The sequence below is a fragment of the Pantoea sp. PSNIH1 genome, assembly GCF_007680655.1.
Taxonomy (GTDB): domain Bacteria; phylum Pseudomonadota; class Gammaproteobacteria; order Enterobacterales; family Enterobacteriaceae; genus Pantoea; species Pantoea eucrina.
Map to the genome: position 1 here is coordinate 280,600 of NZ_VEIP01000002.1, position 24,369 is coordinate 304,968.

The window sequence follows — 24,369 nt, forward strand, 5'->3', positions numbered from 1 at the left end:
GCAACAACCGATAAGCATAAAAACAACGCTTCGTTGACTTATATCAAAAGCAAGTGTAGCACGTTAACACTTTTATGAAAAACTTCTCCTGTATTGCCAGCTTAGCTCACAAAAAGCAGCATTTTCGCTACATTTAGCCCGCGGTTTTAAACCTATGCAAACTGCATAAATAGCTGGCGTAGTATTATGAATTAACAGGATTTATGTTTTATAAGCGCATAATATCTGCCTGATCGCGATAAATGCCATCAGTACAATTTATTCCGGCAGTTTAACATTATTAACATTCTGCTTTATCACTGCATAACAATTGGTATTTTTTTCGCTGCATGCCACCATAGCGCATAGTGTTAATTTGCTACTGGAAAAATTATGTCTTTTCCCCTGATTTTAGTTTCACCCGCCCGTCCGGAAAATATTGGTGCCGCTGCCCGCGCGATGAAAACCATGGGTTTTACAGAGCTGCGCATTGTCGCCAGCGATGCGTGGCAGGATCCGGCGGCGCGGCGCGTTGCGCACGGCGCCGGTGAAATCCTCGACAATGTTCAGACGTATGCCACGCTAAGTGACGCGCTGGCCGATGTCGATTTTTCTGTTGCCACCACGGCGCGCAGCCGGGCGAAGTTTCGCTACTATGCCACGCCTGTGCAGGTAGAGACTATTCTGCAGGAAAAACGACAGTGGCTGCCGCGCATTGCGCTGGTATTTGGTCGTGAAGATAGCGGGCTGACGAACGAGGAGCTGGATCAGGTCGATCTGCTGACCGGTATTCCTATGGCGGCGGATTATCCCTCACTCAATCTGGGACAGGCGGTAATGGTCTACTGCTATCAGCTCGCCTCGCTTAATCAGGTCACCGTCACCCCGGCAGAAACGGCCAATGCGCTGCAGCTGCAGGCGCTGCGTCAGCGTTTTCAGCAGCTGCTCACGACGCTTGAGGTGAGCGATGACACCAAGATGGTGGACTGGATCGATCAACGCATCGGTCTGCTGGAGCAGCGTGACAGCGCAATGCTGCACCGGCTGCTGCACAATGTGGAAAAAAAGCTGGCAGAGCATTACTCGGCAAAATCCTGAACAGATAGTTGCTGATCGGGCATCTTGCCTCGGGGCTGAACGATCGCAACACCATTTACCCGATCCAGCGCAGCACTGCCCGGCTGCAGGTTCAGCGGCAAAAGACAAATTCGTTGACTTAACGTGCGCTTTGCTTTACTTCTGGAAGGCAGACGGACAAGACAAAGACAGACAGAAAAATCTTAATGCGTAACGACAGCCTGAACACCACAACAATTATTACCACCACCATTACCACAGGTAACGGTGCGGGCTGACGCATACAGGAAAAAATAAAAAAGAAGCCCGCACCTCAACAGTGCGGGCTTTTTTTTCGGCAAAAATTCAGGAGAGTTTTAACCATGCGAGTGCTGAAATTCGGCGGAACCTCAGTAGCAAACGCAGAGCGCTTTCTGCGCGTAGCAGACATTCTGGAAAGCAATGCGCAGCAGGGACAGGTTGCCACCGTGCTCTCTGCACCCGCAAAAATTACTAATCACCTGGTGGCGATGATTGAAAAAACCATCAGCGGCCAGGATCCCCTGCCGAATATCAGCGACGCCGAGCGCATTTTTGCCGATCTTCTGCAGGGGCTTGCGGCCGCCCAGCCGGGGTTTGACGCTGAGCGCATCAATACCTTTGTTGCGCTGGAGTTTGCTCAGCTTAAGCAGGTGCTGCACGGTATCAGCCTGCTGGGGCAGTGCCCGGACGCGGTCAATGCTGCTATCATCTGCCGGGGTGAAAAGCTGTCGATTGCCATTATGGAGGCGCTGCTGCAGGCGCGTGGTTATCAGGTGACCGTGATCGATCCGGTTGAGAAGCTGCTGGCCGTGGGACACTATCTGGAGTCCACAGTGGATATCCCTGAATCCAGCCGGCGCATTGCCGCCAGTCAGATCCCGGCCGATCATATGATCCTGATGGCTGGCTTCACCGCCGGTAACGAAAAAGGCGAGCTGGTCGTACTGGGGCGCAACGGTTCCGACTACTCTGCTGCCGTACTGGCCGCCTGCCTGCGCGCTGACTGCTGCGAAATCTGGACCGATGTCGATGGCGTCTATACCTGCGATCCGCGTCAGGTGCCCGATGCACGCCTGCTGAAGTCGATGTCCTATCAGGAGGCGATGGAGCTCTCCTACTTTGGCGCCAAAGTTCTGCACCCGCGTACCATTGCGCCGATCGCACAGTTTCAGATCCCCTGCCTGATTAAAAACACCGCTAATCCGCAGGCGCCCGGTACGCTGATTGGCGGCGAGGGCAGCGATGACGAAAATCCGGTCAAAGGCATCACCCACCTAAACAACATGGCGATGTTCAACGTCTCCGGCCCCGGAATGAAAGGCATGGTGGGCATGGCCGCGCGCGTGTTTGCTGCGATGTCCCGCACCGGCATCTCCGTAGTGCTGATCACCCAATCCTCCTCCGAATACAGTATCAGCTTCTGCGTACCCCAGAGCGAGCAGGCGCGCGCGCGGCGCGTGCTGGAAGAGGAGTTTCATCTTGAGCTGAAAGAGGGCCTGCTCGATCCGCTGGATGTGCTGGAGCAGCTGGCGGTGATTTCGGTGGTAGGCGATGGCATGCGTACGCTGCGCGGCATCTCCGCAAAATTCTTTTCGGCACTGGCACGCGCCAATATTAATATCGTGGCGATCGCCCAAGGCTCTTCCGAACGCTCAATCTCTGTCGTGGTAAGCAATGACGATGTGACTACCGGCGTGCGCGTTGTGCATCAGATGCTGTTCGCGACCGATCAGGTGATTGAAGTGTTCGTTGTCGGCGTCGGCGGCGTCGGCGGTGCGCTGCTGGATCAGCTGCATCGCCAGCAGGCGTGGCTGAAAGGCAAACATATCGATCTGCGCGTCTGCGGGATCGCAAATTCGCGCGCGCTGCTGACCAACGTCCACGGTATCGACCTTAAAGACTGGAAAGGGGCGCTGAGTGAGGCGCGCGAGCCGTTTAACCTCGGACGTCTGATCCGGCTGGTAAAAGAGTATCACCTGCTTAATCCGGTGATCGTCGACTGTACCTCAAGTCAGGCGGTGGCCGACCAGTATGCTGACTTCCTTGCCGAAGGTTTTCATGTCGTGACGCCTAATAAAAAGGCGAACACCTCCTCGTGGAACTACTACCAGCAGATGCGGGCTGCCGCTGCGAAGTCGCGTCGCAAGTTTCTTTATGATACCAACGTCGGTGCCGGTCTGCCGGTGATTGAAAACCTGCAGAACCTGCTGAACGCGGGCGATGAACTGATTAAGTTTTCCGGCATTCTCTCCGGCTCGCTCTCTTTTATCTTCGGCAAACTGGATGAGGGGATGTCGCTCTCCCAGGCAACCACGCTGGCGCGCGAGATGGGCTTTACTGAACCCGATCCGCGTGACGACCTGTCAGGAATGGATGTGGCGCGCAAGCTGCTGATCCTGGCGCGCGAAGCGGGGCATCAGCTGGAGCTGAGCGATATCACCATCGAGCCGCTTCTGCCTGCCAGCCTGACTGAACTGGCGGATGCGGATCAGTTTATGGCGCGTCTGCCGGAGCTGGATAATGCCTTTGCAGCACGCGTCGCTCAGGCGCGCGATGAAGGCAAAGTGTTGCGTTTTGTCGGAGCGATTGCAGAAGATGGTCACTGCAGCGTTAAAATTGAGGCAGTAGATGGCAACGATCCGCTGTGCAAAGTGAAAAACGGTGAAAATGCGCTGGCGTTCTATAGCCGCTACTATCAGCCGATTCCGCTGGTACTGCGCGGGTATGGTGCAGGGAATGATGTTACCGCAGCGGGCGTGTTTGCTGATTTGCTGCGTACGCTGTCGTGGAAGTTAGGAGTTTAATGATGGTAAAAATTTATGCACCGGCCTCCATCGGCAACGTCAGCGTTGGCTTTGACGTGCTGGGAGCCGCGGTGTCGCCGGTGGATGGATCGCTGCTGGGCGACTGTGTGGCAGTTGAAGCAGCCGATCGTTTCAGCCTTGAGAATCGCGGTCGTTTTGTCAGCAAGCTGCCTGACGATCCCAAAGAAAATATCGTTTATCAGTGCTGGGAGCGTTTCTGTCAGGCGATTGGCAAAGAAGTGCCGGTTGCGATGACGCTGGAGAAAAATATGCCGATCGGCTCCGGCCTCGGCTCCAGCGCCTGTTCCGTCGTGGCAGGCTTAATGGCGATGAACGAATTCTGCGGCAAGCCGCTCAGCGATACCGCACTGCTGGCGCTGATGGGCGAGCTGGAAGGGCGTATCTCTGGCAGCGTACATTATGACAATGTGGCTCCCTGCTTCCTCGGCGGCGTACAATTAATGATTGAAGAGCAGGGGATTATCAGCCAGCAGGTACCGTGCTTTGATGAGTGGCTGTGGGTTATGGCGTATCCCGGCATTAAAGTTTCTACCGCGGAAGCGCGGGCGATTCTGCCGGCGCAATATCGCAAGCAGGATGTGATTAAACATGGCCGCCTGCTGGCGGGCTTTATTCACGCCTGCCATACCCGGCAGCCGCAGCTGGCGGCTAAGTTAATGCAGGATGTGGTGGCCGAACCGTACCGCACCAAACTGCTGCCGGGCTTCGCCGCGGCACGGCAGGCGGCAGCCGATATCGGCGCGCTGGCCTGCGGCATTTCGGGCTCCGGTCCGACGCTTTTCGCTGTTTGCAATGAGATGGCAACGGCGCAGCGGATGGCAGACTGGCTGAGCCAGCACTATCTGCAGAATGAAGAAGGCTTCGTCCATATCTGCCGTCTTGATACGGCTGGCGCACGTAAACTGGGATAACGTATGAAACTCTATAATCTTAAGGATCACAACGAGCAGGTCAGCTTCTCGCAGGCAGTCAAACAGGGGCTGGGCTCGCAACAGGGGCTGTTCTTTCCACTGGAGCTGCCGGAATTTGAACTGACCGATATCGATGCGATGCTGGAGATGGACTTTGTCAGCCGCAGCAGCAAAATCCTGTCTGCTTATATCGGGGATGAAGTTACCCCGCATCAGCTGGCTGAGCGGGTCAAAACGGCCTTTACCTTCCCGGCACCGGTGGCGAAAGTCAGCGAAGATATCGCCTGTCTGGAGCTGTTCCACGGCCCGACGCTGGCATTTAAAGATTTCGGCGGCCGCTTTATGGCGCAGATGCTCTCCTATGTCTCCGGCGCAGATGAGCAGATCACTATTCTGACTGCCACCTCGGGTGATACCGGGGCTGCCGTGGCGCACGCTTTCTACGGTATGGACAATGTGCGTGTAGTGATCCTCTATCCGCAGGGCAAAATCAGCGCCCTGCAGGAAAAACTGTTCTGCACGCTGGGTGGCAATATTGAAACTATCGCAATTGATGGCGATTTCGATACCTGTCAGTCGCTGGTTAAGCAGGCGTTTGATGATGAGGAGCTGAAAAAAGCGATTGGCCTTAACTCCGCTAACTCCATCAATATCAGCCGTCTGCTGGCGCAGATCTGCTACTACTTTGAGGCGGTCGCACAGCTTCCGCAGGAGCAGCGTAATCAGCTGGTGGTTTCCGTACCCAGCGGCAACTTTGGCGATCTCACGGCCGGCCTGCTGGCGAAATCGCTCGGTCTGCCAATCAAACGGTTTATTGCCGCAACCAACGCCAACGACACCGTACCGCGCTTTCTTGGCAACGGTGCCTGGCAGCCAAATACCACCGTGGCTACCCTGTCAAACGCAATGGATGTCAGCCAGCCGAATAACTGGCCGCGCGTGGAAGAGCTGTTCCGCCGTAAAACCTGGCGTCTGACCGATCTCGCTTACGGTGCGGTTTCTGATGAGACGACGCAGGCCACGATGCGCGAGCTGGCCGATCTGGGTTATCTCTCAGAGCCGCATGCGGCCATCGCTTATCGTCTGCTGCGCGATCAGCTGCAGGAAGGTGAGTATGGATTGTTCCTTGGTACAGCGCATCCGGCGAAATTCCGCGAGAGCGTAGAGGAGATTCTGGGACAGACGCTTACGCTGCCGCAGGCGCTGGCCGATCGCGCCGATCTGCCGCTGCTGTCACACCAGATGCCGGCAGAGTTTGCCGCACTACGCAAATTCCTGCTGCAGTAACAGATCGGGGCGTAGTCCATGGCGGCCAGGGGCGCATAAATGCGCCAGGGGCGCATAAATGCGCCCCCTACGGATATCGGATGGTCCCGTAGGGGCGCCATTCATGGCGCCCGGGTTGATGCGCGTGCGAAACGTGATGATGCCAGGGGCGCATAAATGCGCCCCCTACGGATATCGGATGGTCCCGTAGGGGCGCCATTCATGGCGCCCGGGTTGATGCGCGTGCGAAACGTGATGATGCCAGGGGCGCATAAATGCGCCCCCTACGGATATCGGATGGTCCCGTAGGGGCGTCATTCATGGCGCCCGGATTGATGCGCATACGAAACGCGATGACGCCCCGGCATAAACCGATTTATCCCTGCTCCTGACGCTTAAACACCAGCTCATTCCCCTGGCTGGCTGCCGCATCAAAACGGTATCCATCTGCATCAAACTGCTTCAGCTGATCTGGCTGTGTCAGACGATGCTCAATCACAAAACGGCTCATCAGACCGCGCGCTTTTTTGGCATAAAAACTGATGACCTTATAGTGGCCGCCCTTTTCATCCAGAAACACCGGCTTTATCAGCCGGGCATTAAGTTTCGCCGGCTTTACCGCCCGGAAATATTCATCTGACGCCAGGTTAATCAGCACCTGGTCACCCTGCGCCTGTAGCGCCTGATTCAGCGCTTCCGTGAGCGTATCGCCCCAGAAACTATAGAGATCGCGGCCAGCCGGGTTTGCCAGTCGGGTACCCATCTCCAGCCGGTAGGGCTGCATCAGATCCAGCGGGCGCAGCAGGCCATACAAACCAGAGAGCATACGCAGGTGCTGCTGGGCAAAATCAAAATCTGCCTCGCTAAAGCGTTCAGCCTGCAGGCCGGTATAAACATCCCCTTTGAACGCCAGAATAGCCGGACGCGCATTTTCCGGCGAAAAGTGCGGCTGCCACTGGTTAAAGCGCTCGGCGTTCAGGTGCGCCAGCTTGTCGCTGATACGCATCAGCGAAGCGATATCAGCCGGAGAGAGGGCGCGCGCAACGTCAATCAGCTGCTGCGATTTTTCCAGCAGCTCAGGCTGGGTAAAGCGGGGGGTGGCAAGCGGGCTCTCATAATCCAGCGTTTTAGCCGGTGAAATCACCATCAGCATACCGGGTCTCCTTGTGCGCCTGCTTAAATATCAGGACATTAACGGAAAATTTATTGCGCGGAGTGTATCAAAAAAGCGGCATCAATCGGCAAATCACTCCTATTCGTCAGCGCTATCGTAAAGGGCACGCCACGATGTTGCGCCGCTGATTGCGCGTGATATTATCGATTCAGCCTTTTATACCCTGACAGTCAACCAAAGAGAAAAGAGAACCATGACGGATAAACTTACTTCCCTGCGTCAGCTGACTACCGTGGTCGCCGACACCGGTGATATTGCAGCGATGAAGCTCTATCAGCCGCAGGATGCCACGACAAACCCTTCCCTGATCCTCAACGCTGCCCAAATTCCTGAATACCGCAAGCTGATTGATGAAGCGATCGGCTGGGCGCGTCAGCAGAGCAGCAACAAGGAAGAGCAGCTGGCGCTGGTCTCTGACAAACTGGCTGTCAACATCGGGCTGGAGATCCTCAAACTGATCCCGGGCCGCATTTCCACAGAAGTTGATGCACGCCTCTCCTACGATACCGAAGCGAGCATCGCGAAAGCGCGCAGCCTGATCAAACTCTACAACGACGCAGGCATCAGCAACGATCGTATTCTGATCAAACTCGCTTCAACCTGGCAGGGCATCCGTGCAGCGGAGCAGCTGGAAAAAGAGGGTATCAACTGTAACCTTACGCTGCTGTTCTCCTTTGCGCAGGCACGCGCCTGTGCAGAAGCGGGCGTTTTCCTGATCTCTCCATTCGTAGGCCGTATTCTCGACTGGTACAAGCAGAACACCGATAAAAAAGAGTATGCGCCGCATGAAGATCCAGGCGTGGTGTCCGTATCTGAAATCTACAGCTACTACAAACAGCACGGCTATGAAACTGTAGTGATGGGTGCCAGCTTCCGTAACGTGGGCGAAATCATTGAGCTGGCGGGCTGCGACCGTCTGACCATCTCTCCGGGCCTGCTGAAAGAGCTGGCTGAGAGCGAAGGCAGCGTTGAGCGCAAGCTGAGCTACAGCGGCGAGATCAGCGAGCGTCCGGCGAAAATGACCGAAGCGGAGTTCCTGTGGCAGCATAATCAGGATCCTATGGCGGTGACTAAGCTGGCGGAAGGCATCCGCAACTTTGCCGTTGATCAGGGCAAACTTGAAAAGATGCTGACCGAACTGCTGTAAGCATGACGCCGTGGCGGTGCCTTGCCGCCGCGGCATTACGCATTTCTCTGCTCTGCGCTTTGTATTATCCTTTCTGCATCTATCTTTCTTTGCCGCCACGCGGCTAACCACAGCGATACTCTTATGGATACTTTACGCATTGGATTAATTTCCGTTTCCGATCGCGCAGCAAACGGCATTTATCAGGATCAGGGCATTCCGGCACTGGAGAGCTGGCTCAGCACTGCGCTGGCAACACCCTTCGAGCTGGAGACGCGGCTGGTGCCGGATGAACAGCCGATGATTGAACAGGCGATCTGCGAGCTGGTAGATGAACGTTTCTGCCATCTGGTGCTCACCACCGGCGGTACCGGGCCGGCACGACGCGACGTGACGCCGGATGCGACGCTGGCGGTAGCGGATCGTGAAATGCCTGGCTTTGGTGAGCAGATGCGTCAGATCAGCCTGCAGTTTGTACCTACTGCCATTTTGTCACGTCAGGCAGGGGTTATCCGCAAACAGTCGCTGATCCTGAATCTGCCCGGCCAGCCGAAATCGATTAAAGAGACGCTGGAAGGGGTAAAAGCGGAGGATGGCAGCGTAAGGGTACCCGGAATTTTTGCCGCCGTGCCTTACTGCCTGCAGCTGCTGGAAGGACCCTATATCGAGACGCATGCGGCAGTGGTAGCAGCATTTCGTCCGAAAAGCGCACGGCGTGAGACAAACCTCTGAATATAAGGCTTTTCAGGCATAAAATTCAGCCTTGCTGGTGTGGTGCGGGTTTGCCGGTATAGTAACGTCTGCTCTACCTTTCCCGGCTCTGGATACCGCACCGTTATGGACTCGCTCACCTCGCATCGACTTAACCGGCAGGACTATAAAACCCTGTCGCTGGCTGCCCTTGGCGGGGCGCTGGAATTCTACGACTTCATTATTTTTATCTTCTTTGCTGCCGTCATTGGCGAGCTCTTTTTCCCGCCCGATATGCCTGACTGGCTGCGTCAGGTGCAGACGTTTGGTATTTTTGCTGCCGGCTATCTGGCGCGACCGCTGGGCGGCATTGTTATGGCGCACTTTGGTGACAAAGTCGGCCGGAAAAAGATGTTCAGCCTGAGTATTCTGCTGATGGCGCTGCCGACCCTGGCGATGGGCGCACTGCCCACCTATGCAAGCATAGGTATCGCTGCACCGCTGCTAATGCTGCTATTGCGGATGCTGCAGGGGGCGGCAATTGGCGGTGAAGTGCCGGGCGCCTGGGTATTTGTTGCTGAGCACGTTCCGGAAAAGCGTACCGGCTTTGCCTGCGGCACCCTGACCGCAGGCCTCACTGCCGGTATCCTGCTGGGTTCACTGGTAGCGACGCTGCTTAACAGCACGATTTCGCCAGCGGCAATGCGCGATTACGGCTGGCGGCTGCCGTTCTTTCTCGGCGGCCTGTTTGGACTGCTGGCGATGTACCTGCGTCGCTGGCTGCATGAAACGCCGGTATTTCAGCAGATGCAGCAGCGGAAAACGCTGTCTGAACGGCTGCCGCTGCAGGCTATTTTGCTGCACCACAAGCGCAGTATTGCGATCTCAATGCTGCTGACCTGGCTGCTCTCCGCCTGCATTGTAGTGGTGATTTTAATGGCGCCCGCACTGATGCAGAAACAGGGCGTGCCTGCTGCGCTGAGCCTGCAGGCCAACAGCCTGGCGACCGTAATGCTGCTGGTCGGATGCGTGCTGGCAGGCTGGATCGTAGATCGCGCGGGTGCGGCGCGTACGCTGATAGCGGGATCGCTGCTGCTGGCTTTCTGCAGCTGGCACTTTTTCCAAAACACCGGCAGCGCGCCGCAGATGCTGTTTTTCTGGTACGGCGTGGCGGGACTGAGCGTCGGTGTGGTAGGCGTAGTGCCGTTTGTCATGGTGCGCGCCTTTCCACCAGCGGTACGCTTTACCGGCATCTCTTTCTCATACAATGTTGCTTACGCGATTTTCGGCGGCCTGACGCCCGTCAGCGTAACGCTGATGATGCAGCTGACGCCTATGGCACCGGCCTGGTATGTGCTGGCGCTGGCGGCGATCGGTGCCGCTGTCGGCTGCTGGCTGTGGCGTGACGCACGTCAGCCAGCGGGGCACTCCTCGCGCTCTTTATCCTGATGAGCCCGGTACGGCGGGCAGCACTGCTCCGCCGTACTGCTGCTGAAGTTGTACATTTTTCCGCCATTTATCCCTTCCGGGTAAAAGAATCGAAATATTTTTTGCTTTTAACCCTTGATGCGCATCGAAGCGGCCCCATTTACTTGTCATCGGGCGTTGTGAGGCAGCAAAAAAGCCTGCAGTCGCAGTTGAAAGTGGCGGTAACGACCACATCTCTGCATCACAACCCAATTTGACAAAGAATTTACGTGGGAGACGTTTAGATGGGTAAGATTATTGGTATTGACCTGGGTACAACCAACTCTTGTGTGGCGATCATGGACGGCGGCAAGGCACGCGTGCTGGAAAACGCTGAAGGCGATCGCACCACGCCGTCAATCATTGCGTATACCGCAGACGGCGAAACGCTGGTAGGTCAGCCGGCTAAACGTCAGGCAGTGACCAACCCGCAGAACACCCTGTTCGCTATCAAGCGTTTAATTGGTCGTCGTTTCCAGGACGAAGAAGTACAGCGTGATATCAAAATCATGCCGTACAAAATCACCGGTTCTGACAACGGTGACGCATGGCTGGACGTGAAGGGCCAGAAAATGGCACCGCCGCAGATCTCTGCTGAAGTGCTGAAGAAAATGAAGAAAACCGCGGAAGATTTCCTCGGTGAAGCGGTGACTGAAGCGGTTATTACCGTACCGGCTTACTTCAATGACGCACAGCGTCAGGCGACCAAAGATGCGGGCCGTATCGCGGGCCTGGACGTTAAGCGTATCATCAACGAACCAACCGCAGCAGCGCTGGCTTACGGTCTGGACAAAGGTCAGGGCAACCGTACTATCGCGGTTTATGACCTGGGTGGTGGTACTTTCGATATCTCAATCATTGAGATCGACGACGTTGATGGCGAAAAAACCTTTGAAGTGCTGGCAACCAACGGTGATACCCACCTGGGTGGTGAAGACTTCGATAGCCGCCTGATCAACTATCTGGTAGCCGAGTTTAAGAAAGACCAGGGTATCGATCTGCATAACGATCCGCTGGCGATGCAGCGTCTGAAAGAAGCCGCTGAGAAAGCAAAAATTGAACTCTCTTCTGCGCAGCAGACCGACGTTAACCTGCCATATATCACGGCAGATGCAACCGGTCCTAAGCACCTGAACATCAAAGTGACGCGTGCGAAACTGGAATCTCTGGTAGAAGACCTGGTAACCCGTTCAATTGAGCCGCTGAAAGTTGCGCTGCAGGATGCTGGCCTGTCAGTCTCTGACATCAACGATGTCATCCTGGTAGGTGGTCAGACTCGTATGCCAATGGTGCAGGCGAAAGTGACCGAGTTCTTCGGCAAAGAGCCGCGTAAAGATGTTAACCCGGATGAAGCCGTAGCGGTCGGTGCTGCTGTTCAGGGTGGCGTACTGGCAGGTGATGTGAAAGACGTTCTGCTGCTGGACGTAACGCCGCTGTCGCTGGGTATTGAAACCATGGGCGGCGTAATGACCGCGCTGATCAGCAAGAACACCACTATCCCGACCAAACACAGTCAGGTGTTCTCTACTGCTGAAGATAACCAGTCTGCCGTGACCATTCACGTGCTGCAGGGTGAGCGTAAGCGTTCTGGCGATAACAAATCGCTGGGTCAGTTTAATCTCGACGGCATTCAGCCTGCACCACGCGGTATGCCGCAGATCGAAGTCACCTTTGACATCGATGCTGATGGTATTCTGCATGTGTCAGCGAAAGATAAAAACAGCGGTAAAGAACAGAAAATCACCATTAAAGCCTCTTCTGGTCTGAACGAAGATGAGATCGAAAAAATGGTGCGTGACGCGGAAGCGAACGCTGAATCTGACCGCAAGTTTGAAGAGCTGGTACAGACGCGCAACCAGGGTGACCAGATTGCGCACAGCACCCGCAAGCAGCTGGATGAAGCGGGCGATAAGCTCTCTGCAGAAGACAAAGCACCTATCGAAGCTGCACTGACTGAGCTGAATACCGCGCTGAAAGGCGAAGACAAAGCGGCTATCGAAGCGAAAATGCAGGCGCTGATGGAAGTCTCCGGCAAACTAATGGAGATGGCACAGCAGCAGGGTCAGGCAGGCGCAGCGGACGCCGGCGACGCGTCAGCACAGCAGCAGGATGACGTGGTCGACGCTGAGTTCGAAGAAGTTAAAGATAAAAAATAATTGCCCCTGACCGGGCGCGACGGCTGGCCTGACAGCCGTTGAAACCAGCACGGGCGTAGGAGTTTCTCCACGCCCGTGCAACTATGTTAAGGGCAGAACAAAATGGCTAAGAGTGATTTTTACGAGATCTTAGGCGTCTCAAAATCGGCTGATGAGCGTGAAATCAAAAAGGCTTATAAGCGCCTGGCGATGAAATATCACCCGGACCGTAATCCGGGCGACAAAGAAGCCGAAGCAAAATTTAAAGAAGTGAAGGAAGCGTACGAAATTCTGACGGATGCTCAGAAGCGTGCGGCCTATGACCAGTATGGTCACGCAGCCTTTGAACAGGGTGGCGGTGGCGGCGGCTTTGGTGGCGGCTTCGGCGGTGGCGGCGCAGACTTCAGCGATATCTTTGGCGACGTATTTGGCGATATCTTTGGCGGCGGTCGCCGTCAGCGTGCATCACGCGGTGCCGATTTACGCTACAACATGGAGCTGACGCTGGAAGAAGCGGTACGCGGCGTGACCAAAGAGATCCGCATCCCGGTACTGGAAGAGTGCGACGTCTGCCACGGCAGCGGCGCCAAAGCGGGCACGCAGCCACAGACCTGTCCGACCTGCCACGGTGCAGGCCAGGTACAGATGCGTCAGGGTTTCTTCACCGTACAGCAGGCGTGTCCGACCTGTCACGGTCGCGGTTCGGTCATCAAAGATCCGTGCAACGCCTGTCATGGTCATGGGCGCGTAGAGCGTCAGAAAACGCTGTCGGTAAAAATTCCGGCGGGGGTAGACACCGGCGACCGTATTCGTCTGAGTGGCGAAGGGGAAGCGGGCGAGCATGGCGCACCGGCGGGCGATCTCTACGTTCAGGTATCGGTGAAGAAGCACCCTATCTTTGAGCGCGAAGAGAATAACCTCTACTGCGAAGTGCCGATCAACTTTGCGATGGCGGCGCTGGGCGGAGAGATTGAAGTGCCGACGCTGGACGGCCGCGTGAAGCTGAAGGTGCCTGCGGAGACCCAGACCGGCAAGCTGTTCCGCATGCGTGGTAAAGGCGTGAAATCAGTGCGCGGTGGCGCCGTTGGCGACCTGCTGTGCCGCGTGGTGGTGGAAACACCGGTCAGCCTGAACGATAAGCAGAAAGCGCTGCTGCGCGAGCTGGAAGAGAGCTTTGGTGGACCGAGCGGTGAAAAGAACAGCCCGCGTTCAAAAAGCTTCTTTGATGGCGTGAAGAAGTTCTTTGATGACCTGACGCGCTGATTCAGCGCCAGGGTTACAGACTAAGAGCGGAGAGGTGACTCTCCGCTTTTTTATTGATTTTAAACTGGCGTAAAGACGCGGTAAGCGGCTTTTATCGCAGGGTTAACGCGGTTACACTCCTTAACAAATTGTCTTTGCTCAGGAGGAGTAGTGAATAAGCCCCGCTCAATCAAAACGTTGCTGAAAAGCTTTATAGAAAGTGATGCCAGCAACGGCATGGTATTAATTCTCGCTGCGGTCGCGGCCATGATTCTGGCAAACAGTGCAGAGACAGCCGCTGGCTATCAGAGCTTTCTCGCTGAGCCGGTGCAGATCCGCTTTGGCGCACTCGATATCAGCAAGAACCTGCTGCTGTGGATCAACGATGCGCTGATGGCGCTGTTCTTTCTGCTGATCGGTCTGGAAGTGAAACGCGAATTAATCAGCGGCGAGCTGGCCAGTCGCGATCGCGCGATTTTTCCGGTCATTGCTGCCCTCGGCGGTATGGTTGCGCCGGCGCTGATTTTCCTGTTTTTCAATCATGACAATGAGATTGCGCGCAACGGCTGGGCGATCCCGACCGCGACCGATATCGCATTTGCTCTGGGCGTGCTGGCACTGCTTGGCAGTCGTGTTCCCGTGGCGCTGAAGGTGTTCCTGATGGCGCTGGCCATCATCGACGATCTCGGCGCGATTGTGATTATCGCACTCTTCTACACCAGCGATCTCTCTGTGCTGTCGCTCAGCGTGGCGGCAGCGGCGATTGTGGTGCTGGCCATACTTAACCGCTGTGGCGTGCGGAATATCGCCGTCTATATGCTGGTCGGAATTGTGCTCTGGACCGCGGTGCTGAAATCAGGCGTGCACGCCACGCTGGCAGGCGTGGTAGTCGGCTTCTTTGTACCGCTGGAGGAGAAAGAGGGGCATTCACCGGCAGAGCATCTGGCGCACGGTCTGATGCCGTGGGTGAACTGGCTGATTCTGCCGCTGTTCGCGTTTGCTAACGCCGGGATTTCACTGAGTGGTATCACCTTTGGTGATGTGTTCTCACCAGAGCCGCTGGGGATTATCCTCGGGTTACTGATTGGTAAACCGCTGGGTATTACGCTGTTCTGCTGGCTGGCCGTGAAGCTGCGTCTGGCGGCGCTGCCGGGCGGAACCACGATACGCGATATCATGGCCATAGGCGTGCTGTGCGGTATCGGCTTTACCATGTCTATCTTTATCAGTTCGCTGGCCTTTGACGCCGCGCATGAAGAGCTGGTGACGTTCTCGAAACTGGGTATTCTTAGCGGCTCGCTGCTGTCAGCGGTGATTGGCTATACGCTATTGCGCGTTAAGCTGCGTTAACCGGAGAGGAGGCGTCAGCCTCCTTTTTACGCTGCCGGCAAACGACAGGCATAAAAAAACCGGCTATAAGCCGGTTCTTTCTACAAAGCGATAAACAGACAGGCGATTAAGCCAGTTTGTTGATCTGAGCCACCAGGTTTGCTTTATGGCGTGCAGCTTTGTTTTTGTGGATCAGACCTTTAGCAGCCTGACGGTCCACGATTGGTTGCATTTCGTTGAATGCGTTCTGCGCAGCAGCTTTGTCGCCGGTTGCGATAGCCGCGTATACTTTCTTGATGAAAGTACGCATCATAGAACGGTTGCTCGCGTTATGCTTGCGACGTTTCTCAGATGTTACGGCGCGTTTCTTAGCTGATTTGATATTAGCCAAGGTCCAACTCCCAAATGTGTTCTATATGGACAAATCAAAGGCCGAGGACTATGCCTTTTGCGCCTTCTTTTGTCAATGGATTTGTGCAAATAAGCGTCGTTTTAACCACGACACCCGCTTACGTAATTGATGGCGCAAGATTCTACCAGCAACCCCGCTCTGAATACAGTATTTCGCAACAATTTCTTCAGCAGGTGCGGTGATTTGTTGCCCGACGACGGGCCAGAGGGCGCTTCAGCACAGGAAAGGCGCGTATACGGGTTAACCTCAGCGCTATTCAAGGGTATAATCCGCCGATTTCCACCGGTTTGAGTCAGCCATGAAGTTAATCCGCGGTATTTATAATCTGAAACAGCAGCATCGCGGCTGCGTTCTGACCATTGGTAATTTCGATGGTGTGCATCGCGGTCATCAGGCGCTGATGGCGCAGCTGATTGCAGAGGGCCGTAAGCGCAATCTGCCGGTGGTGGTGATGCTGTTTGAACCGCAGCCGCTGGAGCTGTTTGCGGGTGAAAAAGCACCGGCCCGTCTGACGCGGCTGCGTGAAAAACTGCGCTGGCTGCAGCGCGCTGGCGTCGACGCCGTGCTCTGTATCCGGTTTGATCGTCAGTTTGCAGCCTATCCGGCTCAGCGTTTTATCAGCGAGCTGCTGGTGGAAAAACTCGACGTGCGTTTTCTGGCGGTAGGCGATGATTTCCGCTTCGGCGCTGGTCGCGAAGGGGATTTCCTGTTATTACAGAAAGCGGGTGCAGAGTATGGCTTTGAGGTCATCAGCACCCAGACCTTCTGCGACAGCGGTAAGCGCATCAGCAGTACGGCTGTCCGGCAGGCGCTGGCGCAGGATGATTTTGCGCAGGCGCAGCAGCTGCTTGGCCATTCCTTCAGCATTTCAGGCCGCGTGGTGCACGGTGATGCACTGGGCCGTACCATAGGTTTTCCGACCGCTAATCTGCCGCTGCGTCGCGCGGTCACGCCGGTTAAGGGCGTGTTTGCCGTGGAAGTGCTGGGTCTGACCGCAGAGCCGGTGCCAGGCGTCGCCAACATCGGTACCCGCCCGACGGTAAAAGGTTTACGTCAGCAGCTTGAAGTTCATCTGCTCGACACACATATGGATCTCTATGGCCGCCATATTGAGGTGGTGCTGAAACAGAAGATCCGCGACGAACAGCGCTTTTCCTCGCTGGATGCGCTGAAAGAACAAATTGCAAAAGATGTGGTGACAGCCCGCCAATTCTTTGGGCTACAAACACCGGTTTAATGACCGACAGACGGAATCGAGAATCTGATGAGTGACTATAAATCTACCCTGAATTTGCCGGAAACGGGGTTCCCGATGCGTGGCGATCTGGCCAAACGCGAACCGGGCATGCTGCAGCGCTGGTACGATGACAATCTCTACGGCATCATCCGCGCCGCCAAAAAAGGGAAAAAAACCTTCATCCTGCATGATGGTCCTCCGTACGCAAACGGCAATATTCATATTGGTCACTCTGTTAACAAGATTCTGAAAGACATTATTGTCAAGTCGAAAGGCATGGCAGGGTACGACTCACCCTATGTTCCGGGCTGGGACTGTCACGGCTTACCGATCGAGCACAAAGTTGAGCAGATGATTGGCAAGCCGGGCGAGAAAGTCAGCGCGGCAGAGTTTCGTGCCGCCTGCCGCAGCTATGCCGCTGAGCAGGTAGAAGGGCAGAAAAAAGATTTTATCCGGCTTGGCGTGCTGGGCGACTGGGATCGTCCCTATCTGACCATGAACTTCACGACCGAAGCCAACATCATCCGTGCACTGGGCAAAATCATCGGTAACGGCCATTTGCATAAAGGCGCGAAGCCGGTGCACTGGTGTATGGATTGCCGTTCAGCGCTGGCGGAAGCGGAAGTTGAGTATTACGACAAAACCTCGCCGTCTATCGACGTGATGTTCAACGCGCTGGATGCCGACGCGGTGCGGTCAGCCTTTGGCGTCAGCGCCTCAGAGGGGCCGGTTTCACTGGTGATCTGGACCACCACGCCGTGGACCATGCCCGCCAACCGCGCGATCTCCCTGCATCCTGAATTTGAGTACCAGCTGGTCCAGATTGAGGGCCGCAGCCTGATCCTCGCTAAAGATCTGGTGGAGAGCGTGATGAAGCGCGCCGGCATCAGCGAGTGGCAGGTGCTGGGTGAATGCCAGGGGGCAGCGCTGGAGCTGCAGCTGTTTCAGCATCCGTTCCTGACGCAGGTTCAGTCGAAAGTGGTGCTGGGTGAGCACGTTACGCTGGAAGCGGGTACCGGTGCGGTGCATACCGCGCCTGGACACGGCCCGGATGACTACGTAATCGGTCAGAAGTATGGCATCGAGACCGCTAACCCGGTGGCACCAGATGGTACCTATCTGCCGGGCACTTATCCGTCGCTTGATGGCGTTAATGTCTTCAAAGCTAACGACATGATTGTTGAGCTGCTGAAAGAGAAGGGCGCGCTGCTCCACGTGGAGAAACTGCTGCACAGCTACCCACACTGCTGGCGTCACAAAACGCCAATCATCTTCCGGGCGACGCCGCAGTGGTTTATCAGCATGGATCAGCAGGGGCTGCGCGCGCAGTCGCTGAAAGAGATTAAAGGCGTGCAGTGGATCCCGGACTGGGGTCAGGCGCGTATCGAAGCGATGGTTGCCAACCGTCCTGACTGGTGCATCTCGCGTCAGCGTACCTGGGGCGTGCCCATGGCGCTGTTTGTGCATAAAGAGAGTGAGCAGCTGCACCCTGACACGCTGGAGCTGATGGAGAAAGTTGCGCAGCGCGTGGAGCAGGATGGCATTCAGGCGTGGTGGGATCTCGATCCGCGCGAACTGATGGGTGACGACGCCGATCTGTACGTGAAAGTGCCGGATACGCTGGATGTATGGTTTGACTCGGGATCAACCAGCTTCTCGGTAGTCGATGCGCGTCCGGAGTTTGAGGGACACGCGCCGGATATGTATCTGGAAGGCTCCGATCAGCATCGCGGCTGGTTTATGTCCTCGCTGATGATCTCTACGGCGATGAAAGGCAAAGCGCCTTATCGTCAGGTTCTGACGCACGGGTTTACCGTGGATGGTCAGGGTCGCAAGATGTCGAAGTCGATCGGCAACACGGTAGCGCCGCAGGATGTGATGGATAAGCTTGGCGCGGACATTCTGCGTCTGTGGGTCGCCTCTACCGACTACTCCGGCGAAATGGCGGTATCGGATGAGATCCTGAAACGCGCTGCCGACAGCTATCGCCGTATTCGTAACACCGCACGCTTCCTGCTGGCTAACCTGGCGGGCTTTAATCCGGCTACTGACTGCGTTACGCCGGAAGAGATGGTGGTGGTCGATCGCTGGGCGGTAGGACGTGCGCTGGCTGCACAGCAGGATATCGTTGCCTCCTATGAAAACTACGACTTCCATGAAGTGGTGCAGCGTCTGATGCACTTCTGCTCCATTGAGATGGGGTCGTTCTACCTGGATGTGATTAAAGATCGCCAGTACACCGCGAAGGGCGACAGCCTGGCGCGTCGCAGCTGCCAGACCGCGCTGTGGCACATTGTGGAGGCGCTGGTGCGCTGGATGGCACCTGTCATGTCCTTTACCGCTGATGAGATCTGGGGTCACCTGCCGGGCGAACGCGCGCAGTATGTCTTCACTGAAGAGTGGTATGACAATCTGTTCGGTCTTGCGGCGGATGAGCCGATGAACGATGCGTTCTGGGCCGATCTGCTGAAAGTCCGCGGCGAAGTCAACAAAGCGATCGAGCAGGCGCGCAGCGACAAGCGCATCGGTGGCGCGCTGGAAGCGACGGTCACGCTTTACGCGGAACCGGAACTGGGTGCGAAGCTGCAGGCGCTTGGCGACGAGCTGCGTTTTGTGCTGCTGACCTCCGGCGCGACGGTAGCCGATTACGCAACGGCGAGCGATGAGGCGCAGCAGAGCGACCTGCTGAAAGGGCTGAAAATCGTTCTGCATAAAGCAGAAGGCGAGAAGTGCCCGCGCTGCTGGCACTATACTACCGACATAGGCCAGAATCCGGAGCACGCCGACGTGTGCGGACGCTGTTACTCAAACGTAGCCGGTGACGGTGAAGTACGGAAATTTGCCTGATGACTAAACTCAGTTCTACCGGACTGCGCTGGATCTGGCTGGTGCTGGTCGTCATTGGTATCGATATGGCCAGCAAAGTGTGGGTCATGAACAATATGATGCTGCATGAAACGCAGCCGCTGATGCCGTTTCTGAACCTGTTCTATGCGCATAACTATGGCGCCGCGTTCAGCTTCCTGGCAGACAAAGGTGGCTGGCAGCGCTGGTTCTTTGCCGGTATTGCCATTGCCATTGTGGTCGCGCTGCTGGTGATGATGTATCGCAACCGCGCCAGCAACAGGCTCAGCAATATTGCGTATGCGCTGATTGTTGGCGGGGCGCTTGGCAACCTGTTCGATCGCGCCTGGCACGGTTTTGTCGTCGACTTTATCGACTTTTATGTCGGTAACTGGCACTTCGCCACGTTCAATATCGCTGACTGCGGCATCTGCATCGGCGCGGCGCTGGTGGTGCTTGAGGGGTTCTTCAGCCCCAGCGGCAAAAAAGCAACATCCTGACGTCTGCTGCCTGCATGCCGGTCACGGCTGCAGGCGCAGGCATGATGAAAAAGAGAGTAAGGGTAACCGATGACAGAGACAGTTCAGCCCGATAGCGCGCTGCTGGTGCATTTCACGCTCAAGCTGGAGGATGGCTCTACTGCCGAATCCACCCGTGCTAACGGCAAGCCTGCGCTGTTCCGTCTGGGTGACGGCAGCCTGTCGGCGGCGCTGGAGCGCGAGCTGCTGGGGCGCAAAGCGGGCGATCAGCTCGCCTTTACCCTGGTGCCGGAAGATGCGTTTGGCGCCAGCAGCCCGGATCTGATCCAGTACTTTTCGCGTCGCGACTTTATCGACGCGGGCGAGCCGGAAATCGGCGCAATCATGCTGTTCAGCGGCATGGGCGGCAGCGAGATGCCTGGCGTAATCCGCGAAATTTCCGGTGACTCAATCACCGTGGATTTTAATCATCCGCTGGCGGGGCAGCCTGTCCGGTTTGATATTGAAGTCCTCGAGATCGACCCGGCGCTGGAGGATAACAATGCAAATCCTGTTAGCTAACCCGCGCGGTTTCTGCGCCGGTGTGGATCGCGCTATCAGCATCGTTGAGCGGGCGCTGGAGATGTATGGCGCGCCAATCTACGTGCGTCACGAAGTGGTGCACAACCGTTATGTAGTGAGCAGCCTGCGCGAGCGTGGCGCGATCTTTATCGAAGAGATCGGTGAAGTGCCGGATGGCGCCATTCTGATCTTCTCAGCGCACGGTGTGTCGCAGGCGGTACGCGCTGAAGCGAAAGCACGCGATCTGACCATGCTGTTTGATGCCACCTGTCCGCTGGTAACGAAAGTCCATATGGAAGTGGCGCGTGCCAGCCGTAAAGGGGTGGAGGCGATCCTGATTGGTCACGCCGGTCATCCTGAAGTGGAAGGCACCATGGGGCAATACAGCAACCCCAATGGCGGCATGTATCTGGTGGAATCACCGGAAGATGTGTTTAAGCTGACCGTCAAAGATGAGAACAACCTCTGTTTTATGACGCAGACTACCTTGTCAGTTGATGACACCTCTGACGTCATTGACGCCTTACGTCAGCGCTTCCCGGCCATTATCGGCCCGCGCAAAGATGACATCTGCTATGCCACCACTAACCGGCAGGAAGCGGTGCGCGTGCTGGCACAGGATGCTGAAGTGGTGCTGGTGGTCGGCTCAAAAAACTCCTCCAACTCTAACCGGCTGGCTGAGCTGGCGCAGCGCGCAGGCAAGCTGGCGAAGCTTATCGACTCCGCGGATGATATTCAGGAAGAGTGGGTAACCGGCGTAGAGTGTATTGGCGTGACGGCAGGTGCTTCTGCGCCCGATATTCTGGTACAGCAGGTGATCCAGCGCCTGCGCGAACTCGGTGGTGAAGCAGCCATTGAGCTGATCGGCCGCGAAGAAAATATCGTATTCGAAGTGCCGAAAGAGCTGCGCGTTGACGTGCGCAACGTGCAGTAAGCGTTTAACATTTGCTACCGTATCAGGCCGACATTGTTCGGCCTTTTCTTTATGTACGGCTGCGTGCCTCGCCACAACCAGCCGCCGGGATTGCTTTTACTGATAATGTTTTATCGCTGTCCTGAAATTCTTATATCCCTTTTTTATTGTGGCGTGACGGTTAGCTGATGGTTAACCTGTTTACGCTTTGCATGCATAGTTTTGTATCAGGAATGAATAAATATGAGTGATATCCGCTTAGCTATTGTTGGTGCGCCGGGCCGCATGGGACGAAATCTGATTCAGGCCGCGCATCAGGCGGAAGGCGTGGCGGTGGGCGCTGCGCTGGCGCGCAGCGGCTCTTCACTGCTGGGTACAGACGCGGGTGAGCTGGCGGGCATCGGTAAAACCGGCGTCACCGTCACCGATGATTTGCTAAAGGTGGTGGACGATTTCGATGTGCTAATCGACTTCACGCGTCCGGAAGGCACGCTGGAGTATCTGGCCTTTTGCCGCCAGCATCAAAAGGCGATGGTGATTGGCACAACCGGTTTTGATGACGCCGGAAAAGCCGCAATTCGTGCAGCGGCAGAGGAGATCGGCATCGTGTTTGCTGCCAACTTCAGCGTTGGCGTCAACCTGATGCTGAATCTGCTGCAGCAGGCGGCCTCAGTGATGGGGGAGTATGCGGATATTGAGATCGTTGAGGCGCACCATCGCCATAAAGTTGATGCGCCCTCAGGAACCGCGCTGGCAATGGGTGAAGCCATTGCGGACGCCATGGAGTGGAAGCTGGAGGATCATGCGGTTTACGCGCGTGAAGGCCATACCGGTGAGCGCAAACCTCACACTATCGGTTTTGCCACGGTGCGCGCCGGCGACATCATTGGTGAGCATACTGCTCTGTTTGCTGATATCGGCGAACGGATAGAGATTAGCCACAAGGCCTCAAGCCGGATGACCTTTGCAAAAGGTGCCGTCCGGGCTGCAGTCTGGGTTGAGTTGCGAAAAAATGGTCTTTATGACATGCGTGATGTGCTTAATTTAGCAAAAAATTGATTGTTGTGAGCCATCGTGATGTGGTTTTTCAGTCGCTAGTCCATTGATTGGCAGGGCAATATTTTTATTGCCCTTTATTTTTGTCAAAATAACCTCTTCGCCATAAAATATCTTCGTAATGGGTTTATTTGCAAGTTAACTCATCTTTTTCTCAGCTGCTAAGATTAAATTTGACCATTTGGTCAAATATTTTGCGTAGCTCCGCTTATTCGGCGGTTATTGTTGTCAGGCAACCGATTAATTACCCTATTAAGATGCTGCTTTTGCCCTGTTTGCACTATATTTTAGTTATAGCCTCCGAAAAACATAAAAAAATAGCCTTTCCGGGTAGACATCAGCAGAGGTGATCATTAGAATGCGCGCAATTTGCCAAAAATCGAGCAGTCAGGCGGTTTTTACATTGATTCAGGCCAGTATTATGAATTAATATGCATATATTGTGACTGTTTATTCCCTGGAGGATGTTTTGATTAAGTCAGCGCTCTTGGTTCTGGAAGACGGAACCCAATTCCACGGTCGGGCCATCGGGGCTACGGGTTCGGCAGTGGGTGAGGTCGTTTTCAACACGTCAATGACCGGTTATCAAGAAATCCTTACTGATCCCTCCTATTCCCGCCAGATTGTTACTCTTACTTATCCCCACATCGGCAACGTTGGCGTCAATATCTCAGATGATGAATCAAACCAGATTCACGCTCAGGGCCTGGTGATCCGCGACCTGCCACTGATTACCAGCAACTTCCGCAGTGAAGAGAGCCTTTCTGCCTGGCTACAGCGCAATAATATTGTCGGCATCGCTGATATCGATACGCGTAAGCTGACGCGTCTGCTGCGTGAAAAGGGCGCGCTGAACGGCTGCATCATTGCGGGTGACGCGCCGGATGCCGCGCTGGCGCTGCAGAAAGCGCAGGCGTTCCCGGGGCTGAAAGGTATGGATCTGGCGAAAGAAGTGGCTACCACGGAGACTTACACGTGGCAGCAGGGAAGCTGGACGCTGCAGGATGGCCTGCCTGAGCAGCAGTCAGCTGACGCACTGCCGTATCACGTGGTCGCCTATGACTACGGCGCCAAGCGCAATATTCTGCGTATGCTGGTGGATCGCGGCTGCCGCCTGACGGTGGTGCCGGCGCAGACGCCAGCAGAAGAGGTGCTGGCACTCAATCCGGACGGCATCTTCCTCTCCAATGGCCCGGGCGATCCGGAGCCGTGTGACTACGCTATCCGCGCGATTCAGGCGTTTCTGGAGACAGAAATTCCGGTATTTGGTATCTGCCTGGGGCATCAGCTGCTGGCGCTGGCCAGCGGTGCAAAAACCGTCAAAATGAAGCTGGGTCACCACGGCGGCAACCATCCGGTAAAAGATCTCGATAATAATACTGTGATGATCACCGCACAGAACCACGGTTTCGCCGTCGATGAGAGCCAGATACCGGCCAATCTGCGTGTGACGCATGTGTCGCTGTTTGACCAGACCGTGCAGGGTATTCATCGTACCGATAAACCCGCTTTCAGCTTCCAGGGACATCCGGAAGCGAGTCCTGGCCCGCACGATGCGGCGCCGCTGTTCGATCACTTTATCGAACTGATTGAAGCCTACCGTTCAAACGCGAAGTAATCAGGAG

General features: G+C 55.7%; 21 protein-coding genes and 1 other annotated feature. Of the genes, 18 read left to right on the forward strand and 3 right to left on the reverse strand.

Features of this window, described 5'->3' with window-relative positions:
- The first annotated feature begins 372 nt into the window (after positions 1-372).
- The 5 genes from FS690_RS08895 (at position 373) to thrC (ending at position 6,100) form a co-directional block, all read left to right on the forward strand.
- Complete coding sequence (locus tag FS690_RS08895) at positions 373-1,077, forward strand: tRNA/rRNA methyltransferase (RefSeq protein ID WP_145339443.1); 705 nt, start codon at positions 373-375, stop codon at positions 1,075-1,077.
- A 185-nt stretch (positions 1,078-1,262) separates the two neighbouring features.
- Positions 1,263-1,334, forward strand: a complete 72-nt coding sequence (thrL, locus tag FS690_RS18655) for a thr operon leader peptide (RefSeq protein WP_071669149.1) — start codon at positions 1,263-1,265, stop codon at positions 1,332-1,334.
- Positions 1,270-1,392, forward strand: a sequence feature (Thr leader region). Its footprint overlaps the gene before it by 65 nt.
- Before the next feature lie 26 nt (positions 1,393-1,418).
- Complete coding sequence (gene thrA / locus FS690_RS08905) at positions 1,419-3,881, forward strand: bifunctional aspartate kinase/homoserine dehydrogenase I (protein WP_071669098.1); 2,463 nt, start codon at positions 1,419-1,421, stop codon at positions 3,879-3,881.
- 2 nt (positions 3,882-3,883) lie between these two features.
- Positions 3,884-4,813 carry a homoserine kinase gene (gene thrB, locus FS690_RS08910; protein WP_039385707.1) on the forward strand — a complete coding sequence of 310 codons (930 nt, stop codon included), beginning with the start codon at positions 3,884-3,886 and terminating at the stop codon, positions 4,811-4,813.
- A 3-nt stretch (positions 4,814-4,816) separates the two neighbouring features.
- On the forward strand, positions 4,817-6,100 hold the full coding sequence (thrC, locus tag FS690_RS08915) for a threonine synthase (protein WP_145339445.1): 1,284 nt from the start codon (positions 4,817-4,819) through the stop codon (positions 6,098-6,100).
- 355 nt (positions 6,101-6,455) lie between these two features.
- Here the strand turns inward: thrC and yaaA are convergent, their stop codons facing one another.
- Positions 6,456-7,232: a peroxide stress protein YaaA gene (gene yaaA, locus FS690_RS08920; protein WP_108569980.1), complete on the reverse strand. Its 777-nt coding sequence runs from the start codon at positions 7,230-7,232 to the stop codon at positions 6,456-6,458.
- 214 nt (positions 7,233-7,446) lie between these two features.
- Here yaaA and tal point away from each other — a divergent pair, with 214 nt between their 5' ends.
- The 3 genes from tal (at position 7,447) to FS690_RS08935 (ending at position 10,518) form a co-directional block, all read left to right on the forward strand.
- Positions 7,447-8,400 carry a transaldolase gene (tal, locus tag FS690_RS08925; protein WP_094110716.1) on the forward strand — a complete coding sequence of 318 codons (954 nt, stop codon included), beginning with the start codon at positions 7,447-7,449 and terminating at the stop codon, positions 8,398-8,400.
- 123 nt (positions 8,401-8,523) lie between these two features.
- A complete protein-coding gene (gene mog, locus FS690_RS08930; protein ID WP_071669094.1) occupies positions 8,524-9,111 on the forward strand; it encodes a molybdopterin adenylyltransferase in 588 nt (195 codons plus the stop codon).
- Between the two features lie 105 nt (positions 9,112-9,216).
- Positions 9,217-10,518 (forward strand): MFS transporter, encoded by a 1,302-nt coding sequence (locus FS690_RS08935; RefSeq protein ID WP_094110717.1) that lies wholly within the window; start codon positions 9,217-9,219, stop codon positions 10,516-10,518.
- Here FS690_RS08935 and FS690_RS08940 read toward each other — a convergent pair.
- A complete protein-coding gene (locus FS690_RS08940; RefSeq protein ID WP_128083759.1) occupies positions 10,510-10,731 on the reverse strand; it encodes a hypothetical protein in 222 nt (73 codons plus the stop codon). The genes FS690_RS08935 and FS690_RS08940 overlap by 9 nt on opposite strands.
- 50 nt (positions 10,732-10,781) lie before the next feature.
- On the opposite strand from FS690_RS08940, the gene dnaK reads away from it, so the two are divergent.
- The 3 genes from dnaK (at position 10,782) to nhaA (ending at position 15,263) form a co-directional block, all read left to right on the forward strand.
- The gene (gene dnaK, locus FS690_RS08945; RefSeq protein ID WP_039382477.1) at positions 10,782-12,692 is read left to right on the forward strand and encodes a molecular chaperone DnaK; all 1,911 of its coding nucleotides are present in this window, start codon (positions 10,782-10,784) and stop codon (positions 12,690-12,692) included.
- 102 nt (positions 12,693-12,794) lie between these two features.
- The gene (gene dnaJ, locus FS690_RS08950) at positions 12,795-13,934 is read left to right on the forward strand and encodes a molecular chaperone DnaJ (RefSeq protein WP_071669092.1); all 1,140 of its coding nucleotides are present in this window, start codon (positions 12,795-12,797) and stop codon (positions 13,932-13,934) included.
- Between the two features lie 150 nt (positions 13,935-14,084).
- Positions 14,085-15,263, forward strand: coding sequence for a Na+/H+ antiporter NhaA (gene nhaA / locus FS690_RS08955; RefSeq protein WP_104085553.1), 1,179 nt, complete (start codon positions 14,085-14,087; stop codon positions 15,261-15,263).
- Positions 15,264-15,369: 106 nt separating this feature from the next.
- On the opposite strand, the gene rpsT is transcribed toward nhaA, so the two are convergent.
- Positions 15,370-15,633 (reverse strand): 30S ribosomal protein S20, encoded by a 264-nt coding sequence (gene rpsT / locus FS690_RS08960; protein ID WP_039382484.1) that lies wholly within the window; start codon positions 15,631-15,633, stop codon positions 15,370-15,372.
- Positions 15,634-15,952: 319 nt separating this feature from the next.
- Here rpsT and ribF point away from each other — a divergent pair, with 319 nt between their 5' ends.
- The 7 genes from ribF to carA all read left to right on the forward strand — a co-directional run bounded on the left by ribF (position 15,953) and on the right by carA (position 24,362).
- Entirely contained in the window at positions 15,953-16,891 is a 939-nt protein-coding gene (gene ribF, locus FS690_RS08965; RefSeq protein ID WP_145339447.1) for a bifunctional riboflavin kinase/FAD synthetase, read from the forward strand.
- Positions 16,892-16,918: 27 nt separating this feature from the next.
- On the forward strand, positions 16,919-19,738 hold the full coding sequence (gene ileS, locus FS690_RS08970) for an isoleucine--tRNA ligase (RefSeq protein ID WP_094110720.1): 2,820 nt from the start codon (positions 16,919-16,921) through the stop codon (positions 19,736-19,738).
- On the forward strand, positions 19,738-20,235 hold the full coding sequence (lspA, locus tag FS690_RS08975) for a signal peptidase II (RefSeq protein WP_071669089.1): 498 nt from the start codon (positions 19,738-19,740) through the stop codon (positions 20,233-20,235). The genes ileS and lspA overlap by 1 nt, the downstream gene beginning before the upstream one ends.
- A 69-nt stretch (positions 20,236-20,304) precedes the next feature.
- Positions 20,305-20,775 (forward strand): FKBP-type peptidyl-prolyl cis-trans isomerase, encoded by a 471-nt coding sequence (gene fkpB, locus FS690_RS08980; RefSeq protein ID WP_071669088.1) that lies wholly within the window; start codon positions 20,305-20,307, stop codon positions 20,773-20,775.
- Positions 20,756-21,709, forward strand: coding sequence for a 4-hydroxy-3-methylbut-2-enyl diphosphate reductase (gene ispH / locus FS690_RS08985; RefSeq protein WP_039382499.1), 954 nt, complete (start codon positions 20,756-20,758; stop codon positions 21,707-21,709). The genes fkpB and ispH overlap by 20 nt, the downstream gene beginning before the upstream one ends.
- Before the next feature lie 222 nt (positions 21,710-21,931).
- Complete coding sequence (gene dapB / locus FS690_RS08990) at positions 21,932-22,747, forward strand: 4-hydroxy-tetrahydrodipicolinate reductase (RefSeq protein ID WP_039382502.1); 816 nt, start codon at positions 21,932-21,934, stop codon at positions 22,745-22,747.
- A gap of 466 nt (positions 22,748-23,213) precedes the next feature.
- Positions 23,214-24,362, forward strand: coding sequence for a glutamine-hydrolyzing carbamoyl-phosphate synthase small subunit (gene carA, locus FS690_RS08995; RefSeq protein ID WP_145339448.1), 1,149 nt, complete (start codon positions 23,214-23,216; stop codon positions 24,360-24,362).
- The last annotated feature ends 7 nt before the right edge of the window (positions 24,363-24,369 follow it).

Excerpts from the sequence above, each read along its gene's own strand:
- FS690_RS08895 (WP_145339443.1), top strand. The coding sequence starts at position 373 with ATGTCTTTTCCCCTGATTTTAGTTTCACCCGCCCGTCCGGAAAATATT.
- yaaA (WP_108569980.1), bottom strand. The coding sequence starts at position 7,232 with ATGCTGATGGTGATTTCACCGGCTAAAACGCTGGATTATGAGAGCCCG.
- ileS (WP_094110720.1), top strand. The coding sequence starts at position 16,919 with ATGAGTGACTATAAATCTACCCTGAATTTGCCGGAAACGGGGTTCCCG.
- dnaJ (WP_071669092.1), top strand. The coding sequence starts at position 12,795 with ATGGCTAAGAGTGATTTTTACGAGATCTTAGGCGTCTCAAAATCGGCT.
- dnaK (WP_039382477.1), top strand. The coding sequence starts at position 10,782 with ATGGGTAAGATTATTGGTATTGACCTGGGTACAACCAACTCTTGTGTG.
- ispH (WP_039382499.1), top strand. The coding sequence starts at position 20,756 with ATGCAAATCCTGTTAGCTAACCCGCGCGGTTTCTGCGCCGGTGTGGAT.
- thrB (WP_039385707.1), top strand. The coding sequence starts at position 3,884 with ATGGTAAAAATTTATGCACCGGCCTCCATCGGCAACGTCAGCGTTGGC.
- thrA (WP_071669098.1), top strand. The coding sequence starts at position 1,419 with ATGCGAGTGCTGAAATTCGGCGGAACCTCAGTAGCAAACGCAGAGCGC.
- thrC (WP_145339445.1), top strand. The coding sequence starts at position 4,817 with ATGAAACTCTATAATCTTAAGGATCACAACGAGCAGGTCAGCTTCTCG.
- ribF (WP_145339447.1), top strand. The coding sequence starts at position 15,953 with ATGAAGTTAATCCGCGGTATTTATAATCTGAAACAGCAGCATCGCGGC.
- dapB (WP_039382502.1), top strand. The coding sequence starts at position 21,932 with ATGAGTGATATCCGCTTAGCTATTGTTGGTGCGCCGGGCCGCATGGGA.
- FS690_RS08935 (WP_094110717.1), top strand. The coding sequence starts at position 9,217 with ATGGACTCGCTCACCTCGCATCGACTTAACCGGCAGGACTATAAAACC.
- tal (WP_094110716.1), top strand. The coding sequence starts at position 7,447 with ATGACGGATAAACTTACTTCCCTGCGTCAGCTGACTACCGTGGTCGCC.
- FS690_RS08940 (WP_128083759.1), bottom strand. The coding sequence starts at position 10,731 with ATGTGGTCGTTACCGCCACTTTCAACTGCGACTGCAGGCTTTTTTGCT.
- lspA (WP_071669089.1), top strand. The coding sequence starts at position 19,738 with ATGACTAAACTCAGTTCTACCGGACTGCGCTGGATCTGGCTGGTGCTG.
- mog (WP_071669094.1), top strand. The coding sequence starts at position 8,524 with ATGGATACTTTACGCATTGGATTAATTTCCGTTTCCGATCGCGCAGCA.
- fkpB (WP_071669088.1), top strand. The coding sequence starts at position 20,305 with ATGACAGAGACAGTTCAGCCCGATAGCGCGCTGCTGGTGCATTTCACG.